Origin of the sequence: Brucella sp. IR068 (genome assembly GCF_049065885.1) — a bacterium.
Lineage (GTDB): Bacteria > Pseudomonadota > Alphaproteobacteria > Rhizobiales > Rhizobiaceae > Brucella > Brucella intermedia.
Genome location: NZ_JBAKHE010000023.1, coordinates 1 through 16,265 on the forward strand (window position 1 = coordinate 1; position 16,265 = coordinate 16,265).

Below are 16,265 nucleotides of genomic sequence, written 5' to 3' on the forward strand. Positions count from 1 at the left end.
AAAGCTGCAAAGGGTTCTGCTTTTTTACGAACGAAAGTTCCTGCCGGGCACGACCCAACCTCTTTGCAGCCGTCAGTGCGGTGTTGCATTCACCCCAATGACAAACGAGGCCGGAACGAAGTTTACCGTTCCGGCCTCAAATGTATAAGGCCGGGAAAACCCGACCTTTCAATCGCCTCAACAATCAGTGCCAGTACATCCGTGGTCAAAGATCGGAGACAATCACTTTGCGCCCGAGTTAAAGCGCCTGAAGATTATCGGCGGCTTTCTTGCCGGAACGGCGATCCGCCACCAACTCGAAGCTCACCTTCTGACCTTCATTGAGCGTATGCATGCCTGCACGCTCAACTGCAGAAATGTGAACGAACACATCCGGCGAACCATCCTCAGGCTGAATAAACCCAAAGCCCTTGCCGCCATTAAAGAATTTTACTGTTCCGTTTGCCATAGAGAATTCCTTTCAATTCGCATGGTTGGAAGATAACGAAATAATTTTCGTCGCGTTTTACGAAATTGAAAGAAAAGTCATGACGCCTGATGCGCCTTGTCGTTCGATGACAAAATCGATTTTTAATAGATATACCCTTATTACCCCCACTACAAGGGCATCGAGCCAAATTTATTTTTTCACCATCAATCCGACTTCGTTATAATTCTTTCAAGAAGAGCGGAAAAGCGCCCGAATTAACATAAAAATTACCACAAAATATTGGATTTTTCTGGCAAGATACGGGACTTTCAATTCGCATGCGACCATGAAGAAAGGCGGCAGAATTGCCGCCTTTTTCCATCTCTTTCCAACTGGCCTTACTTGACCCATACGACGCGGCGCGTCTGCGTATCGATCAGGGCCGGGCGATCTTCCACATAGACATAGGAATATGCCGGCTGGTCGGGTACGGCGACGAGAGGCACATCCTGTGGAATTATCGTTCCTTCAGCGATGCCTCCTTCGATGACGACCGGATCGACGGGATTGGTTTCGATATAGGTCACGATTTCAGTCGGCACCGGCGGCCCGGCATTCGGCCCCTCGGCATAATAGACGACCCGGCGGTTCTGCATGGACACGATTACCGGCTCGCCATTGACATAGATATAGCCGAAATCCGGATTGTCCGGGATCGGATGAACGGCGATTGCGTCGGGCAGTACATAACCATCGCTTATTTCGCCTTCGATGACGACGGGCTCCGAAGGATTTGCGATGACATAATCGCGTGCTGCTTGCGGCACTTCGACAAGTACCCGATCTTGCGCCAGCGCAATACCCGAGCCGGCAAGAAACACCGCTGCGGTCAGAACAAGAGCCTTTTTCATTTTCAGCCTCACTTTCGCATCAGAGCGGATTTGACCTGATCTGAATCCGGCCAGCGCTCTGTCGGTTCGTTTTGACACGCATCCGAAAAACCACTTTGCGGATGCGTTATCGGTCGCAAGGCTGAAATAACCGGTGTGAAGCGCGCAGGTTCCCGCCGGGCGGCACACTTCATGCGACAGGCTGAAACAAAGAGGCCCTGGAAGTCACTCCCACGAGGTCTGGGCGCTACACCCGGCCTGATCAAATCGGCGGGCGTGCCATTCGCGCCAGAATGGCCCGAAGTTCCTCGACGGACCGGTCTATCTCGTTCTTCTTCTTCTCAAGTTCGTGGAGCTTTTCCTTGAAGCGCTGGCGCAGGTTCTCGGTCTCGGCGGGATCGGTAATGCCGTTTTCCCACACGCTGATCAATTGCCCCATTTCGCCGAGCGTGAAGCCGATGCGGCGCCCGAACAGGACGAGCCGCAGCCTCGTATGGTCTTTGTTGTCGTAGAGCCGTGTCACACCCGCACGGCGTGGACTAAGCAATCCCTTATCTTCATAAAAGCGCAAGGCCCGCAACGTCAGGTCGAATTCCTCGGCAAGATCGCCGATCCGATATAATTGACCGCCTGTCTGGTTCTCCCTCCGCGCATTACCACCTGCGCCGGTCAGCAGATCCGCAATCGCTACATCTGCCGCCTGTTCCGGCGCGTTCGACCGTTTACTCATGTTCTACCCTGTTTCCGCCCCCGGAAACCCCGGTCACCGCACGCATGCGCGATGGAACCAATATTGATGACAGCTCACATTGACACTGCTGTCAGTGCGGCAGCTTCGTTTACATTCGCCGCCGCAACTCACTCGCCTGCCATGCTTGATTGATCCGCTTTCATGCCGTCCGGTGTTCGACATGCCGTGTCCGGTCCGCTCAACCGTGAGATGCCGTGCCGCCCCCAGGAAAGCATTCACTTAGCTGCATATATTAACGAGTTGTTTACCACGTTTGTACAAATGTAGGCAGAGCAAATTCTTGCCAGTTGCGTTGGCGAATTTGCCCCGGCGGTCTCTATCATTGGAAAAAGTGAATTTCTCATGGCAAACCCAGATCTGGCGTCAGGTTCACGATCCATCATCGACGAATTGAACGCCCGCCGTGAGCGCCGGGCGCCTTCGCCGGCGATGGAAGAACTCAATCGCACATTGGCAAGCCTGGAAAAGCGCCTGAAGGATCTGGAACAGGACGGTGCTCCCGATATGCGCAACATTCTGCGCTCGGAACGCCAGCCCGCCCGCTATCCGGACGAAACCGTAACGGGCCTTGCCGAAATCGCCGAAAACCTGCGCCGCATGCGCGAAAGCCATGAAGAGCCGCTGTCTTATGCATCCAATGTCGAGGTCAGCCGCGCCAGCCGCGAAATGACCCGCCTTCAGCGCGCCGCAAGCGAAGAAGGGCTCTCGCAAAGGGTAAGCGAAGACTTCGAACGCATCAGTGACAGCGTGCGCCATCTTGCAGACCGCAGCAGCGAGGCCAATGCGCAGGCGCTCCGCCGCCAGCTCGATGAGCTCAACCGCACCGTCCAGGGCCTTGCCCGCGAGGAAACCCTGCATCGCCTCAACAACCGCTGGGATCGCTTCGACGCCCGTTTCGAGGCATTCGAGCAGCGTCACAACGCTGTGGATCCCGCGCTGGACGCCATCGGCTCGCGGCTTGAGCAGGTGCGCGACGCAATCGGCACCTTGCCGCAATCGAACCGTTTGAGCGCGATCGAAGACCGCATCAGCCAGCTGGCAAACTCCATCGAGGAATCGCTGAGCCCGCAACACGCCGCGTCGCTCGAACAGAACCGTCTCCAGCAGATCGACGAGAGGCTGGACGAAATCAGCCGCGCCATCATCGCGACAAGCCGCGCACAGCGGCCCGATCAGGACGGCGCGCGTCGTCTGGAACGGATCGAAGGCCGTCTGGCGGAACTTGCGGACCAACTCGCCACTTCGGCGACGCAGCAGAATTCCGACGCGCTTTATCGCAAGCTGGGCGAACTTTCCTCACGCATCGACGGGCTTTCGAGCGGTTCGGCGCTGCCGGATGGCGTCATCGACCAGCTCGCACACCAGATCAACCTGCTCGCCAATCAGGTTGGCAAGGTGATGGAAAATCTCAGCCAGTCCGACTATCACGCCGTTGAAGCGCGTCTTGAAGCCATCGGCCAGAAGCTCGAAGCAGCCGAGCGCCGGTCGGAGGAGCCGCATCCTCTGGTTCTGGACAAGATCGACCGCCGCTTTGCGGAACTGACCGAGCGTCTCGACGCGCAATATGCCACGCAGCATGTCGACCCCAGTGCGCTCCATACGCTGGAAGGCCGGATCGACGATCTTTCGCAGCAGATTTCGCTGGGTCTCCTTCAGGCACCGGCCTATGACGGACCGGGGCTGGACGTGAAGGCGATCCGGAGCCTTGAGGATCAGATTGCCAACATCGCCCACCACCTTGCGCAACCGGTGGCCGAGATTGCCGAACTGAAGCCGCGTCTCGATTCCATCGAGCGTTCCATCGCCTCCAATCGCGAAACCGTGCTCGATGCCGCGCGTGAGGCGGCGGAAAGCGCCGTTGCACGCGTTCTACAGCACGGATCGCACAATGACAGCGTGATTGCCCGGCAGCTGGCCGAGGACATGAAATCGCTGGAAGCGCTGGCGCGCAATTCCGACGAGCGCAACGGCAAGACTTTCGAGACCGTCCATGACACGCTGGTCAAGATCGTCGACCGTCTGGCCAGGCTGGAGCAGGACGTCGCGGGACGGGCGGACGGCGAAAGGCTGCCCTCCCCCAATTCCGGTTCGCAGCGCCCGTCGGCAACGCGGTCACCAGCCGCAGCGGCTGCGGCAGCGGCATTTGCAACCGTCCAGAGCGAAGCCGGTCCCGCCGACACGCGAGCAGACGTCACGGCTGAAAAGTCCTCGCTCTTCGGCGGTTTCGCCAAAGCGATACGCGGTCGCCGCGCCGACAAATCCGCCGGTAAGAGCGACGAAGTGCTCGAAGCCAGTGCCTTCGACGCGACATTCAACACCCCTGCTTTCGACAGCGAGCTGGCTGCCGTGGAAGCGATCACCCGCAAGGAACCCGAGCTGGAACGGACCCCGTCCCCTCGCCCCGAGGGTGAAGGCATGCCGGACCTCAATTCGATTATGAAGCGGGTGCGTGAAGAACGCCGCCAGCGCGAAGATGCTGCCGATGCCGCACTTGCCGCCAACGGCAAGGTGGACTTCATAACCGCCGCCCGACGCGCCGCGCAGCTTGCCGCCGCCGAGTCCGAGCAGCTTCAGAAGGGTGCGGCGAAGCGCACGAACAAGAAGAAGTCGTCTGTTGGCGACATGATCCAGCGCCAGCGCAAGCCTATCCTGATGGCCATCGGCGCCGTGATGATCGCCATGGCCGGACTCCAGATCGGTTCTGCATTCCTCAACCGCGACGAGCCGGTGGAAACGGCAATTGATACCGCGCCAGCGCAGATCGACACCACTGCCGCAGACACGACGCCAGCGCCAGCAGACGAAATCGCCGCCAAGATCACCGCCGACACCACGCTCGCAGCACAGCCATCCGCTGAAGCTGCCCCTGTGGCGCCAGCTCCGATCACGGAACCGCGCGAGGAAAAAGCAGCGCAGACAGACGAGCAACAGGCCGCGATGGATATCCCGGCGCAGGTTGAACAGCCTGCCGCAACAGCGACGGAAACGGCCGCCAATCCGGTGCAGCCGGTGGAAACCACGGCAGCGACCGAGCCCGCAGCCCAGTCTCAAGCTGCCATTCCGCTAGTGCCGGAAGAAGCGGGTCCGGCAGCGCTTCGTGAAGCCGCTGCCAAGGGCGACGCGCGCGCGCTCTTTGAAGTCGGCAACCGTTACATGGAAGGCCGCGGCGTTGCCGCCGACTTTGCCAAAGCGGCACAGTGGTACGAGATTTCGGCAGGTCAGGGCTTTGCCCCCGCGCAGTATCGTCTCGGCAACTTCAACGAAAAGGGCCTTGGCATGCCCCGCGATCTGGACAAGGCCAAGACCTGGTACCAGCTCTCGGCCCAGCAGGGCAATGCGAGCGCGATGCATAATCTTGCCGTGCTTTTCGCAACCGGCGCCAATGGCAACCCGGACAATGCTTCAGCCGTGCGCTGGTTCACCGATGCGGCTGAACTCGGCGTCAAGGACAGCCAGTTCAATCTCGGCATTCTTGCCGCCAAGGGCCTTGGCATGCCGGTCAATCTGGAAGAAAGCTACAAGTGGTTCTCGCTTGCCGCCAATGCCGGTGACAAGGACGCAGCCGACAAGCGCGACCAGATCGCCAAGGCGTTGAAGCCGGAGCAATTGGAACGCGCCAAGGATATGGTGAAGCTGTGGAAGGCGAAGCCGCTCGATCAGGCGACCAATTCCATCGACGTTCCGGATGCGTGGACCGAAGCAAAGCCTGTCACCACCGGCTCGGTGGACATGAAGAAGGCCGTCCGCAACATCCAGCTCATCCTTCAGAAAAACGGTTATGACATCGGCACAGCCGACGGGGTTATGGGCGGCAAGACCCGCGCCGCGATTGCGGCGTTCCAGAAGGCAAACGGACAGAAGCCCACCGGCGATGTCGACCAGAAACTGGTTCAGCTCCTGCTTGAAAAGAACAAGTAACTCATTGGAGCCATAAGGATATCTGCAAGGGCGGCCCAGGCCGCCCTTCCTGCGTTTCGTCCGCATTCTTCTGAAAGAAGTGACAGGTTGATCCGACTCGTTGAGGCTTATTATCTACGTCCTATCAACGAGGGGATAGACTATGCTCTTGCATGTAAACAACGACATGGAAAACGGTATCATCGCGAAAATCCCTCTCGCGCTCGACAAGGATATCAAGAATTTCCAGGGGGATGCGATCGACTTTGAAATCTCCTCCGGCGACAAGCAGCTTATTCCCGCCGAAGACATTCATCCCTACAAATCCATTTTCAAGGTTCTTTCCGGCAGTTCTGAACTGAAGAACATCTTCATAGCCGTATCGTTCAATGCGAATTTCACCACGCCGGACGGCAAGAAAACCTGCCTGACACGCTCCAGCCCGATGGAAGACTGGAATGTGATGAATGGCAGCTATTATGCCGAAAGCATGAACTGCTTCGGCTTCAAATCCAGCAGCCGTTTTGCCGGGAATTTCAGTGTCAACCTGACCAATCCCTACCTTTACATCATAAAGAACGGCAGCCTGACCGACAGCAAGATGTCGGACAACATTTCGATCCGCGCGCAGTTTTATCCGTCGTCCGGCCATTCGGTCATCACGCCGAAAGAAGATATCAATATCGTCATCAGCAATCGCCAGAACGCCGCAGACTGATTCATTGCGCATCAGCGCCGCTATCTTTGATAGTATATCCCATATAATAGGTAGGATTATCTTGAAAAAAGCTGTTTTCGATGATCTTGGGCGCTCTTTTTGTTGTTCTTGAACAACACCCCGGATTTTTCCTTCAATATAGTCCTGCAAGGTAACCTTATCGGCATTCGGCGTTTGACTTCCCGATGACGACAGAGCAAGACATTATGAGAGGTGGCCAGGCTGGAACTCACGAGCAGACTAAAGCCTAACTACTTGTTTTCATGCATTTCCGGGCGCACACTATTTTCATAATGTTGCCGGAGATGCTTTGGTAAGGTGAGACATCTTGCGGAGAAACGCGACCGCAAGCAGCTGTGTGTCGTGCGTTCGTGAAAGCCGGGTTGGGAATTGGGTATTTATCTTCCCATTGCGGAATTGTCGGTCAACATGCTGGTTCTACTAGGCATGGGCGCCGCCGTGGGTTTTCTTTCCGGATTGTTCGGTGTTGGCGGCGGTTTTCTCATCACGCCACTGTTGATCTTTTATAACATTCCACCTGCCATCGCGGTCGCCACAGGCGCCAATCAGGTCATCGCCTCGTCGGTTTCAGGCGCGCTGGCGCATTTCAAACGCCGAACGCTCGATATCAAGCTCGGCCTGTTTCTGGTGGCAGGCGGCATATTGGGGTCCCTCGTCGGCATCTTCGTCTTTTCATGGCTGCGCGATCTCGGCCAGCTGGACCTGATCGTCTCCATTCTCTACGTTTTCTTTCTCGGCACCGTCGGCGGACTGATGCTCGTGGAAAGCCTGCGAGCGCTTCGCCGCGTGAAGAAGGGGCAAGGCGGGGCCGTGCGGCGCTCGGGCCAGCACACATGGATACACCGCCTGCCCTTCAAGATGCGGTTTCGTGCGTCCACCATCTATGTCAGCATCATTCCGGTGCTCGGCATCGGTTTCTTCATCGGCCTGCTTTCCTCGGTCATGGGTGTCGGCGGCGGCTTCATCATGGTTCCGGCGCTCATCTACCTGCTGCATGTTCCGACCAATGTGGTTGTCGGAACCTCACTGTTTCAGATTACCTTCGTCACTGCGGTCACGACCGTGCTGCAAGCAACGACCAACCAGTCCATCGATATTGTGCTGGCCTTCCTTCTGATGGTCGGCGGTGTCATCGGCGCGCAGTATGGCGCACGTGCCGGGCAGAAACTTCGCGGCGAGCAGTTGCGTCTTCTTCTGGCGCTTCTGGTGCTGGCGGTCGGCCTGCGCCTCGCCTTCGGGCTTTTCGTGCGGCCGGACAACCTCTTCTCCATTTCGATTGCGGATATCTGACATGCGGAGCTTCACGCTTTCCTCCGCATTGATCTTCCTTCTGATGACGGGAAGCGCGCTGGCGCAGGTCGATTCCAGCGGCAATGGCAACACGGTTCCGCAATTGCAGAACCCCGCCGATGAGACCATCGAAATCGGCCTTTCCACCGAAACCATCGCCATCACATCGAATTTCGGCGGCACCGATCTCACAATATTCGGCGCGCTCGACAATGCCGATCCCACGATCCAGCGACAGGGCCGTTACGACATCATCGTGGTGCTGCAAGGCCCGTCCCGCGATCTGGTCGTGCGCAAGAAGGACCGTTATCTCGGCGTTTGGGTGAATGCGGTTTCAGAGACCTTCATGGGGGTCCCGCTCTCATACTCGCTGGCATCCACCCGCAATTTGCAGGACATTACCGACGAGAAAACCTATCGCCAGCTTTCCGTGGGCGTGCGCAATTTCTATCTCGTGCCGGAAGACCCTGCCAGTCTGTCGGGCAATATTCCGAGATTTGGCAATGAACTGCGCGAGATGAAAATCCGCCAGGGCCTCTATACGCAGCGCATCGGTGGCGTGGAGTTCATTTCGCGCACGCTGTTCCGCGCCACGCTGAACCTCCCCGCCAACGTGCCGGTGGGTCGCCACAAGGCCCGGGCGCTTCTGTTTCGCAACGGCGTTTTCCTGCGGGAAGCCAATGCCAGCCTCGAAATCGTCAAGGCGGGTTTCGAGCAGAGCATCTACAACGCGGCCCATCAGAACAGCTTTCTCTACGGCCTGTTTGCCGTTTTCCTTGCCGTCTTCACCGGATGGTTCGGGCGCATTCTGTTCCGTCGGGATTAACCGCCATAAAGCGCACCGCGCGCTATCGGGTAAACCTTGCCCTGACCGAGCATATAGGCGCGCAGCGCCTCATCGGCGAAGAGCCCGCGGAAGGCGCGATCCAGAATGTTCAGCGCACCCGTATAGGCTCCGAAAGCAGGCATGATGAGCCTTTCCCCGTCGCTCACGAAACAGGGGCGTCGCACCGACCGGCCGCGCCTGACGATGCGCGCGGCGGGATGAAGGTGGCCTGCGATCTCGCCCTGCCCGGCCTTGCGTGACGGCTCATGCCGGAAGGTGAGCGGTCCGACCGCCAGTTCCTCGACACAATCCCCCGGCAGGTCGACCGGGCGATCCGGATCGTGATTGCCGGTGATCCAGAACCAGTCGCGATGCTCCATCAGCGATTTCAGCCGGATGGCATAAAGCGACGGCAGACGCTCGCTGGCCTTGGCATCGTGAAAACTGTCGCCGAGGCTGATGACGGTTCGTGGCTGATAGCGCGCGATGGCCACCGCCAGCATGTCGAGCGTTGCCGCCGTGTCATAGGGCGGGATGAGCTGGCCGCGCCGGGCAAAGGACGAGCCTTTTTCCAGATGCAGGTCGGAAACGATGAGTATGTGCAGATCGGGCAGAAACAGCGCGCCGGATGGATCACACAGAGCCGCAACGTCACGCACTTGCGTATGGGCCAGATTGTAGGCCTCTCCACTTCCCCACACCGCAGTTTTCATTGCATTGCTTCCCTGATCAGATCGTCTGCCGCTTCTTCAAGCAGCATTTCATCTCCTTCGCCTGCCACGCGCTCGCGCCCAATTTCGAGCATCACAGGCAGCGCCAGCGGCGAAATCCTGTCGAGCGGCTTGTGCAGCAGATGGCCTTTCACGCGCGCCAGCATGTCGCCCAGACGCCTGATATCCAGCAGCCCCGTCGCGGCATCCGCGCGCGTCGCCTGCAATAGAATATGGTCCGGCTCGTGGGTGCGCAGGACGTCATAGATCAGGTCGGTGGAAACCGTAACCTGACGGCCTGTCTTTTCCTGTCCCGGATGACGGCGCTCGATAAGCCCGGAAATCACGGCGCAATTGCGGAAAGTGCGTTTGAGAAGGTAGCTTTCATCAAGCCATGCTTCGAGATCGTCGCCCAGCATGTCTTCGTCGAAGAGCCGGGTAAGGCTGAGTTTTCCCGAGCCGATCATCGCGCCCATATCCTTGAGGCCCCATAAGCCCAGCGAATAATCGGTCGCGACAAAGCCCAGCGGATGCGCGCCCATGCGTTCCAGACGGCGTGTCAGCAACATGCCGAGCGTCTGGTGCGCCAGCCGGCCCTCGAAAGGATAGGCGACCATGTAGAAGCGACTGCCGCGCGGAAAGGTTTCGATCAAAAGCTCGTCCGTTGCAGGCAGCACCGATTTCCATTGCTGCACTTCCAGCCATTCCCGCACCTGTTCCGGCAGAAACTGCCAGCGTGTGCGGTCGGCGAGCATGGCGCGCACCTGCGCGGCAAGATAGGTCGAAAGCGGAAACTTCCCTCCCGCATAGACAGGTATCTTGGCATCTTGACCGGCCGCATTGGAGGCGATGCATTCATTCTCGCGGATGCCTTCGAAGCGCAGAACCTTTCCGGCAAACAGGAAGGTGTCGCCAGCAGTCAGCGTCTCCAGGAAATATTCCTCGATCCGGCCAAGGACACGTCCACCCCTTGCGCTTCCGCCCTTGCCGCCGCGAGTAAGCCGGACATTCAGCTCCGGCGCTTCGACAATCGTGCCGATATTGAGCCGATATTGCTGCGCGATGCGCGGATTGGACACCCGCCACGTGCCGTCCACGGTCTTGCGGATTTTCGCAAACCGCTCATAGGTCTTGAGCGCATAGCCGCCGGTCGCCACGAAATCCAGAATGCGGTCGAACGTGTCTCGCGGAAGGCTCGAATAGGGTGCGGCGCTTCGCACCTCACGGTAAAGCTGGTCGGCCTGGAAAGGCTCGGCGCAGGCCATGCCAAGCACGTGCTGGGCCAGTACATCCAGCGCCCCTTCGATCAGGGGCGGCGTATCCTGTGCACCCAGATAATTTGCGTCGAGTGCGGCGCGGCACTCCATCACCTCGAAGCGGTTGGCGGGCACGAGAATGGCCCGGCTCGGCTCGTCCATCCGGTGGTTGGCGCGGCCGATACGCTGCGCGAGGCGGCTCGCCCCCTTCGGCGCGCCGACATGAATAACCAGATCGACATCGCCCCAGTCGATCCCGAGATCGAGCGTCGAGGTCGCGACCACAGCGCGCAAGGTGTTGGCGGCCATGGCCTGCTCGACCTTGCGGCGCTGGCTCGCATCGAGTGAACCGTGATGCAGCGCAATTGGCAGCGTGTCCTCATTGACCCGCCAGAGTTCCTGAAACAACATCTCCGCCTGGCTGCGGGTATTGACGAACAGAAGCGTCGTGCGGTGCTGGCGGATCGCCTCGTAGATATCGGGGATGGCATAGCGCGAGGAATGTCCTGCCCATGGCACGCGCTCATCGGAATCGAGAATGGTGATTTCCGGCTTGGCACCGCCGTCGACCGTCACAAGACCGGCCATGGAATCGTCGCCATCCTGTTCCACCAGCCAGCGGCGCAGCTGGTCAGGCTCCGCCACCGTTGCGGAGAGGCCGATGGTCTGCAATTGCGGTTGCAGGCGGCGCAAGCGCGCCAGCCCCAGCGCCAGAAGATGCCCGCGCTTGGAAATGACCAGCGAGTGCAATTCGTCCAGCACCACGTAGCGCAGGCCCTTGAAGAACTGTTCCGCACCCTTGGATGCGATCAACAGCGCAAGCTGCTCCGGCGTCGTCAGCAGAATATCCGGCGGCGCCAGTTTCTGTCGCTGGCGCTTGTGCGCAGGCGTATCGCCGGTGCGCGTCTCGATGGTGATGTCGAGACCCATTTCCTCGACCGGCACGGTGAGATTGCGGTGAATATCGACCGCAAGTGCCTTTAGCGGCGAGATATAAAGCGTATGCACGCCGCGTTTCGCCATGCTGGGCTTCAGGCGGCCGCGTTTTTCCAGATCAACCAGCGCAGGCAGAAAGCCGGCCAAAGTCTTGCCCGCGCCGGTCGGGGCAATCAGCAGCGTGGACTGGCCCTGTTCGGCACGCGCCAGAAGCTCCAACTGATGGGCGCGCGGCGACCAGCCCTTGGCCGCGAACCATTTGAGAAAACGGTCCGGCAAGGGAAAGGCGGCAGATGCGGCGGCGGGTTTCTGGTTCAGTGTCACGCCGTCAATCTAATCGCAGCGAGGCGAACCGCCAAGGTGTTTGTTCACTTTTGTTCTCATTTTGTCAGCAGACGCAGGCTCCCTCCCTTTTCGGGGTGGACTTCGTGACCTATCTTGAAAACCATGCGCTTCAACCAGCTTCTATGCTCCTCTCCCAAAGGTCTTTATTGCCCGCCCGGCGATTTTTACATCGACCCGGTGCGCCCGGTGGAACGTGCGCTCATCACCCACGGGCACTCCGACCACGCGCGTTCGGGCCACACCCATGTGCTGGCAACGCGCGAAACACTCGACATCATGGCGTTGCGCTATGGGGTGAATTTCGCAGAAACGACGCAACCGGTAAGCCTCGGCGAAACCCTCATGATCAATGGCGTGCGGATAAGCTTTCATGGAGCGGGCCATGTGCTTGGCTCGGCCCAGATCGCGGTGGAAATGGATGGCACCCGCATCGTCGCTTCGGGCGACTACAAGCGGGCAGCCGATCCGACATGCGCCCCTTTCGAGCCCGTCGCCTGTGATGTCTTCATCACCGAAGCCACTTTTGCCCTGCCGGTATTCCGTCACCCGGATGCAGCACACGAGATCGCGACGCTTCTCAAATCGATCCGGCAGTTTCCCGAGCGTGCGCATCTTGTCGGGGCTTATTCGCTGGGCAAGGCGCAGCGGGTCATCAAGCTCATACGCAATGCAGGCTATTGGGAACCGATCTATATCCACGGCGCGCTGGAAAAGATCTGCGAGTATTATCAAACGCAAGGTGTCGATCTCGGACCTCTCCAACCGGCCACGCTGGAACGCAGTGCGGCACAACCGGATTTTGCAGGAAAGATCATCGTCGGCCCGCCCTCGGCTTTCTCCGACCGCTGGGCACGACGGTTTCCCGATCCAGTCCCAGCCTTTGCCTCAGGCTGGATGCGCATCCGACAGCGCGCCAAACAGCAAGGCGTTGAACTGCCGCTCATCATTTCCGACCATTGCGACTGGGATGAGCTGACGGCGACCATAACGGAAATCGCCCCCGCAGAAGTGTGGGTTACCCATGGACGTGAAGAAGCTCTCGTTCGCTGGTGCGAGTTGCAGAACATACCGGCAAAGCCGCTGCATCTCGTTGGCTATGAAGATGAGGGCGACTGATGCGCGCTTTCGCCGAACTTCTTGACCGGCTCGTTCTGACGCCGCAGCGCAACGGCAAGCTGCGCTTGCTCATCGACCATTTCCGCACAGCACCGGACCCTGATCGCGGCGTGGCGCTGGCAGCGATCACCCGCGATCTGGAGCTGCAAAGCGTAAAGCCGGCCATGCTGCGCGCGCTCATCGCCGAGCGGACAGACCCGACATTGTTTGCCTATTCCTACGATTATGTCGGCGATCTTGCCGAAACGATCTCGCTGATCTGGCCCGGCCCCAGCGAAACTGCCCCCGGAGCCGATCTGCCGCTTGGCATCGTGGTGCACGAATTGCAGAACGCTTCGCGCCGCGAAGGCCCGATGCTCGTCGCCGGATGGCTCGATGTGCTTGGCATTTCCGAACGTTACGCACTGTTGAAGCTCGTGACCGGGGGCTTGCGCGTCGGGGTTTCCGCCCGTCTGGCCAAGCAGGCGCTGGCAGATTTCGGCGGCGTCGACGTCGTGGAAATAGAAGAACTCTGGCACGGCCAGTCACCACCCTATGAGGCGCTGTTCGCCTGGCTGGAAGACCGCGGTGAAAAGCCTGCGGCCACCGCAGCCGCTCCGTTTCGCCCTGTCATGCTGGCGACGGCCCTTGATGAAGCGGAAATCCCCTCGCTCGACGCATCCGCCTTTACGGCCGAGTGGAAATGGGATGGCATTCGCGTTCAGGCTGTCGCGGAAAACGGCCTGCGCCGCCTCTATTCGCGCACGGGGGACGATATCTCCGGCGCGTTCCCCGATATTCTGGAAGCCATGGATTTCGAAGGGGCGATCGATGGCGAGTTGCTGGTTGGCCATCACGGCGAAACCGGCATAGAGACAGCCACGTTCTCCGACCTCCAGCAGAGGCTGAACCGCAAGACGGTAAGCGCAAAGCAGTTGCGCGACTATCCGGCCTTCGTGCGGGCCTATGACCTGTTGCAGGAAGGGAACCAGCAGACCGGTGCCGATCTGCGCGCCCTGCCCTTTCTGGAGCGCCGCGCGCGCCTGCAAAGCTTTGTCAGCAGGCTCGATCCGCGCCGCTTCGATCTCTCGCCCGTTCTGCCATTTTCCGACTTTGAGGAACTGGCGCGGTTTCGCGCCAATCCGCCACATCCGGTCATCGAAGGCGTCATGCTGAAACGCCACGATAGTACCTACCTTCCGGGCCGCCCCAAGGGACCGTGGTTCAAATGGAAGCGTGATCCCTTCACCGTCGATGCGGTGATCGTCTATGCCCAGCGCGGGCACGGCAAACGGTCGAGCTATTATTCCGATTTCACCTTCGCCGTCTGGACGGGACCGGAGGATGAACCCGTGCTGGTGCCGGTCGGCAAGGCCTATTTCGGCTTTACGGACGAGGAACTGAAATTGCTGGACAAGTTTGTGCGCGAGAATACCACCGAGCGTTTCGGGCCGGTGCGATCCGTGCGCGCCGAACCCGATCATGGGCTGGTCGTGGAAGTCGCCTTTGAAGGTCTCAACCGTTCCACGCGCCACAAATCGGGGGTCGCCATGCGCTTTCCGCGTTTTTCGCGGCTGCGCTGGGACAAGCCGCCCCGCGAAGCGGACCGGCTCGAAACGCTCGAAAAGCTGCTTTCCTGATTATTTGGCCGCCGTCGAAACGCGGATTTCGTAGATATTGACCGCCTTGCCGGAACCACTGAGATCCGAATTGACCGTGATCGTGCCTGCACGACCTGCCTTCTGACCCGATGGCATTTCCATATCGAAAAGGAAATCGCTCACGGAATCACGCACGTCGTAGCGCCTGCGTCCGCAATCGCCGAGACCGCCGAAATCGCAGTTGACAGACATCTGGGTCGTCTTGCCGTCGTCGGCGCGGGCCACGATGTTGAAGGTCGCCGTCTTGCCAACCAGCTGATCCAGAATGCCCTCACCCACATCGAATGTGACCGTATCTTCGGCTCCGGCGGACTGGATGCGGGCGAAGCTGCGCGTGCCCTCCTGCCTGATTTCAGCCGTGGCGCGTCCCTTGACCGACATGCGTGTGGCTTCCGAAGGCTGGAAGATGGTGATCCATTTCAACCCGCCCGGCTCCTCGCCTTCCTTAAGGGGAGCGATATTGCCTTCACTGTGCAGCGGATTGTTGGCCGGTCCGCTGCTCAGATCGATAAAGCTGTTATAAAGCGAATAGCCGATGAAAGCCGCAACCGCGAGCACAAGCCCTGGAATGCCGTAGCTGTAGAAAGGCGAATGGCGCTTCTTCTTGCGGCGGTCCTTCCGCGAAACGCCGCCCTCATAGCCGAGGTCGGCATTGCTGCGCTTCTTCTGCCGCGAAGTCGCACGAATATCGCCGGTATCGAGCGCGGGCGATGTTTCCTCTACCCTGCCGCCAAGCACCGGGTCTTCCCTCAGGGGTGCATCGAGCGTCGGCTCGTGACGGGCGCTCGTCTCTCCACCGGTCTTGAATTCCTGTTCGATGCCGGAGATCGCGTCCTTGAGGTTCTGGCGGCGCTGTTCCTTCTGCGCATCGCTGAGCGCGGCGTTTGTCGCAAGAGCGCGCTCATGCGCACCCCAGGCGGATTCATAGATTCGCTGGCGGGTCGCCGGATTGTGTGCATCCGCCTTGGCAAATGCATTCCTGATCGCGCGCTCAATGCTTTCCAAAGGCTGCTCTTCCCTTGTTCGTTTTTCCGCCGTCTCGTTACGCCCTCAACAGGTGCAAGCGGTTCCCGATGCAGACGCTTTCATAAGCCTCAGCGAAATTAACGTCTGAATCAAGGCATTTACCTGTTCTTCACCCGCTTTGACTAGCCGATAAGCTTAACAGAGACACCAAATATTAACTCTGAATGCGGTTTTCCCCCATCCGTATAGTTCTGCAATACCAAACTGCACCCATTGCAGGTGCTCGAAACATCCTCAACTATAGCGGCGATTCTCTTCGCGCGTGTCGTCCAATAAATAAGGGGCGCCATATCGATCGTGTTCGGCATGTTCTGTCGCAATGCCGAAAGACGGCTGAGCGGCGACAGACCCGCTTGCGTGCTTTTGATATTGCCGCCCGGCAAGGAGATGCTAGAACTATTACGTTTACGGAAACGTCAATCATGGAGGAAGAT

At 59.1% G+C, this 16,265-nt stretch carries 12 protein-coding genes; 6 read left to right on the forward strand and 6 right to left on the reverse strand.

What is annotated here, in order from left to right; genetic code table 11:
* Window positions 1-238: 238 nt before the first annotated feature.
* The 3 genes from ACOWVS_RS22010 to ACOWVS_RS22020 form a co-directional block, all read right to left on the reverse strand.
* Complete coding sequence (locus ACOWVS_RS22010) at window positions 239-448, reverse strand: cold-shock protein (protein WP_006470569.1); 210 nt, start codon at window positions 446-448, stop codon at window positions 239-241.
* Between the two features lie 359 nt (window positions 449-807).
* Window positions 808-1,320, reverse strand: coding sequence for a DUF1236 domain-containing protein (locus tag ACOWVS_RS22015; protein WP_025090997.1), 513 nt, complete (start codon window positions 1,318-1,320; stop codon window positions 808-810).
* 241 nt (window positions 1,321-1,561) lie between these two features.
* Window positions 1,562-2,029: a MerR family transcriptional regulator gene (locus ACOWVS_RS22020; RefSeq protein ID WP_006469324.1), complete on the reverse strand. Its 468-nt coding sequence runs from the start codon at window positions 2,027-2,029 to the stop codon at window positions 1,562-1,564.
* A gap of 687 nt (window positions 2,030-2,716) precedes the next feature.
* Here ACOWVS_RS22020 and ACOWVS_RS22025 point away from each other — a divergent pair.
* The 4 genes from ACOWVS_RS22025 (at window position 2,717) to ACOWVS_RS22040 (ending at window position 8,802) form a co-directional block, all read left to right on the forward strand.
* Complete coding sequence (locus tag ACOWVS_RS22025; RefSeq protein WP_374846592.1) at window positions 2,717-5,968, forward strand: peptidoglycan-binding protein; 3,252 nt, start codon at window positions 2,717-2,719, stop codon at window positions 5,966-5,968.
* A gap of 142 nt (window positions 5,969-6,110) precedes the next feature.
* Entirely contained in the window at window positions 6,111-6,665 is a 555-nt protein-coding gene (locus tag ACOWVS_RS22030) for a hypothetical protein (protein WP_006469327.1), read from the forward strand.
* A 429-nt stretch (window positions 6,666-7,094) separates the two neighbouring features.
* Window positions 7,095-7,976: a sulfite exporter TauE/SafE family protein gene (locus ACOWVS_RS22035; protein ID WP_025090993.1), complete on the forward strand. Its 882-nt coding sequence runs from the start codon at window positions 7,095-7,097 to the stop codon at window positions 7,974-7,976.
* Between the two features lies 1 nt (window position 7,977).
* Window positions 7,978-8,802, forward strand: coding sequence for a TIGR02186 family protein (locus ACOWVS_RS22040; protein WP_063620294.1), 825 nt, complete (start codon window positions 7,978-7,980; stop codon window positions 8,800-8,802).
* On the opposite strand, the gene pdeM is transcribed toward ACOWVS_RS22040, so the two are convergent.
* Together pdeM and ACOWVS_RS22050 are read right to left on the reverse strand one after the other, a co-directional pair.
* A complete protein-coding gene (gene pdeM, locus ACOWVS_RS22045; protein ID WP_006469330.1) occupies window positions 8,799-9,515 on the reverse strand; it encodes a ligase-associated DNA damage response endonuclease PdeM in 717 nt (238 codons plus the stop codon). The two genes, ACOWVS_RS22040 and pdeM, sit on opposite strands and share 4 nt — an antisense overlap.
* A complete protein-coding gene (locus tag ACOWVS_RS22050; RefSeq protein ID WP_063620295.1) occupies window positions 9,512-12,028 on the reverse strand; it encodes a ligase-associated DNA damage response DEXH box helicase in 2,517 nt (838 codons plus the stop codon). Before ACOWVS_RS22050 ends, pdeM begins: the two co-directional genes overlap by 4 nt.
* A gap of 123 nt (window positions 12,029-12,151) precedes the next feature.
* Here ACOWVS_RS22050 and ACOWVS_RS22055 point away from each other — a divergent pair, with 123 nt between their 5' ends.
* Window positions 12,152-13,165, forward strand: a complete 1,014-nt coding sequence (locus ACOWVS_RS22055; RefSeq protein WP_063620296.1) for a ligase-associated DNA damage response exonuclease — start codon at window positions 12,152-12,154, stop codon at window positions 13,163-13,165.
* A complete protein-coding gene (locus ACOWVS_RS22060) occupies window positions 13,165-14,784 on the forward strand; it encodes a cisplatin damage response ATP-dependent DNA ligase (RefSeq protein WP_063620297.1) in 1,620 nt (539 codons plus the stop codon). The genes ACOWVS_RS22055 and ACOWVS_RS22060 overlap by 1 nt, the downstream gene beginning before the upstream one ends.
* Here ACOWVS_RS22060 and ACOWVS_RS22065 read toward each other — a convergent pair whose 3' ends face one another.
* Window positions 14,785-15,810 carry a hypothetical protein gene (locus ACOWVS_RS22065; RefSeq protein ID WP_006469334.1) on the reverse strand — a complete coding sequence of 342 codons (1,026 nt, stop codon included), beginning with the start codon at window positions 15,808-15,810 and terminating at the stop codon, window positions 14,785-14,787.
* Between the last annotated feature and the right edge of the window lie 455 nt (window positions 15,811-16,265).

Bases quoted from the DNA above. Each gene is read 5' to 3' on its own strand.
- ACOWVS_RS22010 (WP_006470569.1), bottom strand. From the start codon at position 448: ATGGCAAACGGAACAGTAAAATTCTTTAATGGCGGCAAGGGCTTTGGG.
- ACOWVS_RS22015 (WP_025090997.1), bottom strand. From the start codon at position 1,320: ATGAAAAAGGCTCTTGTTCTGACCGCAGCGGTGTTTCTTGCCGGCTCG.
- ACOWVS_RS22020 (WP_006469324.1), bottom strand. From the start codon at position 2,029: ATGAGTAAACGGTCGAACGCGCCGGAACAGGCGGCAGATGTAGCGATT.
- ACOWVS_RS22025 (WP_374846592.1), top strand. From the start codon at position 2,717: ATGACCCGCCTTCAGCGCGCCGCAAGCGAAGAAGGGCTCTCGCAAAGG.
- ACOWVS_RS22030 (WP_006469327.1), top strand. From the start codon at position 6,111: ATGCTCTTGCATGTAAACAACGACATGGAAAACGGTATCATCGCGAAA.
- ACOWVS_RS22035 (WP_025090993.1), top strand. From the start codon at position 7,095: ATGCTGGTTCTACTAGGCATGGGCGCCGCCGTGGGTTTTCTTTCCGGA.
- ACOWVS_RS22040 (WP_063620294.1), top strand. From the start codon at position 7,978: ATGCGGAGCTTCACGCTTTCCTCCGCATTGATCTTCCTTCTGATGACG.
- pdeM (WP_006469330.1), bottom strand. From the start codon at position 9,515: ATGAAAACTGCGGTGTGGGGAAGTGGAGAGGCCTACAATCTGGCCCAT.
- ACOWVS_RS22055 (WP_063620296.1), top strand. From the start codon at position 12,152: ATGCGCTTCAACCAGCTTCTATGCTCCTCTCCCAAAGGTCTTTATTGC.
- ACOWVS_RS22060 (WP_063620297.1), top strand. From the start codon at position 13,165: ATGCGCGCTTTCGCCGAACTTCTTGACCGGCTCGTTCTGACGCCGCAG.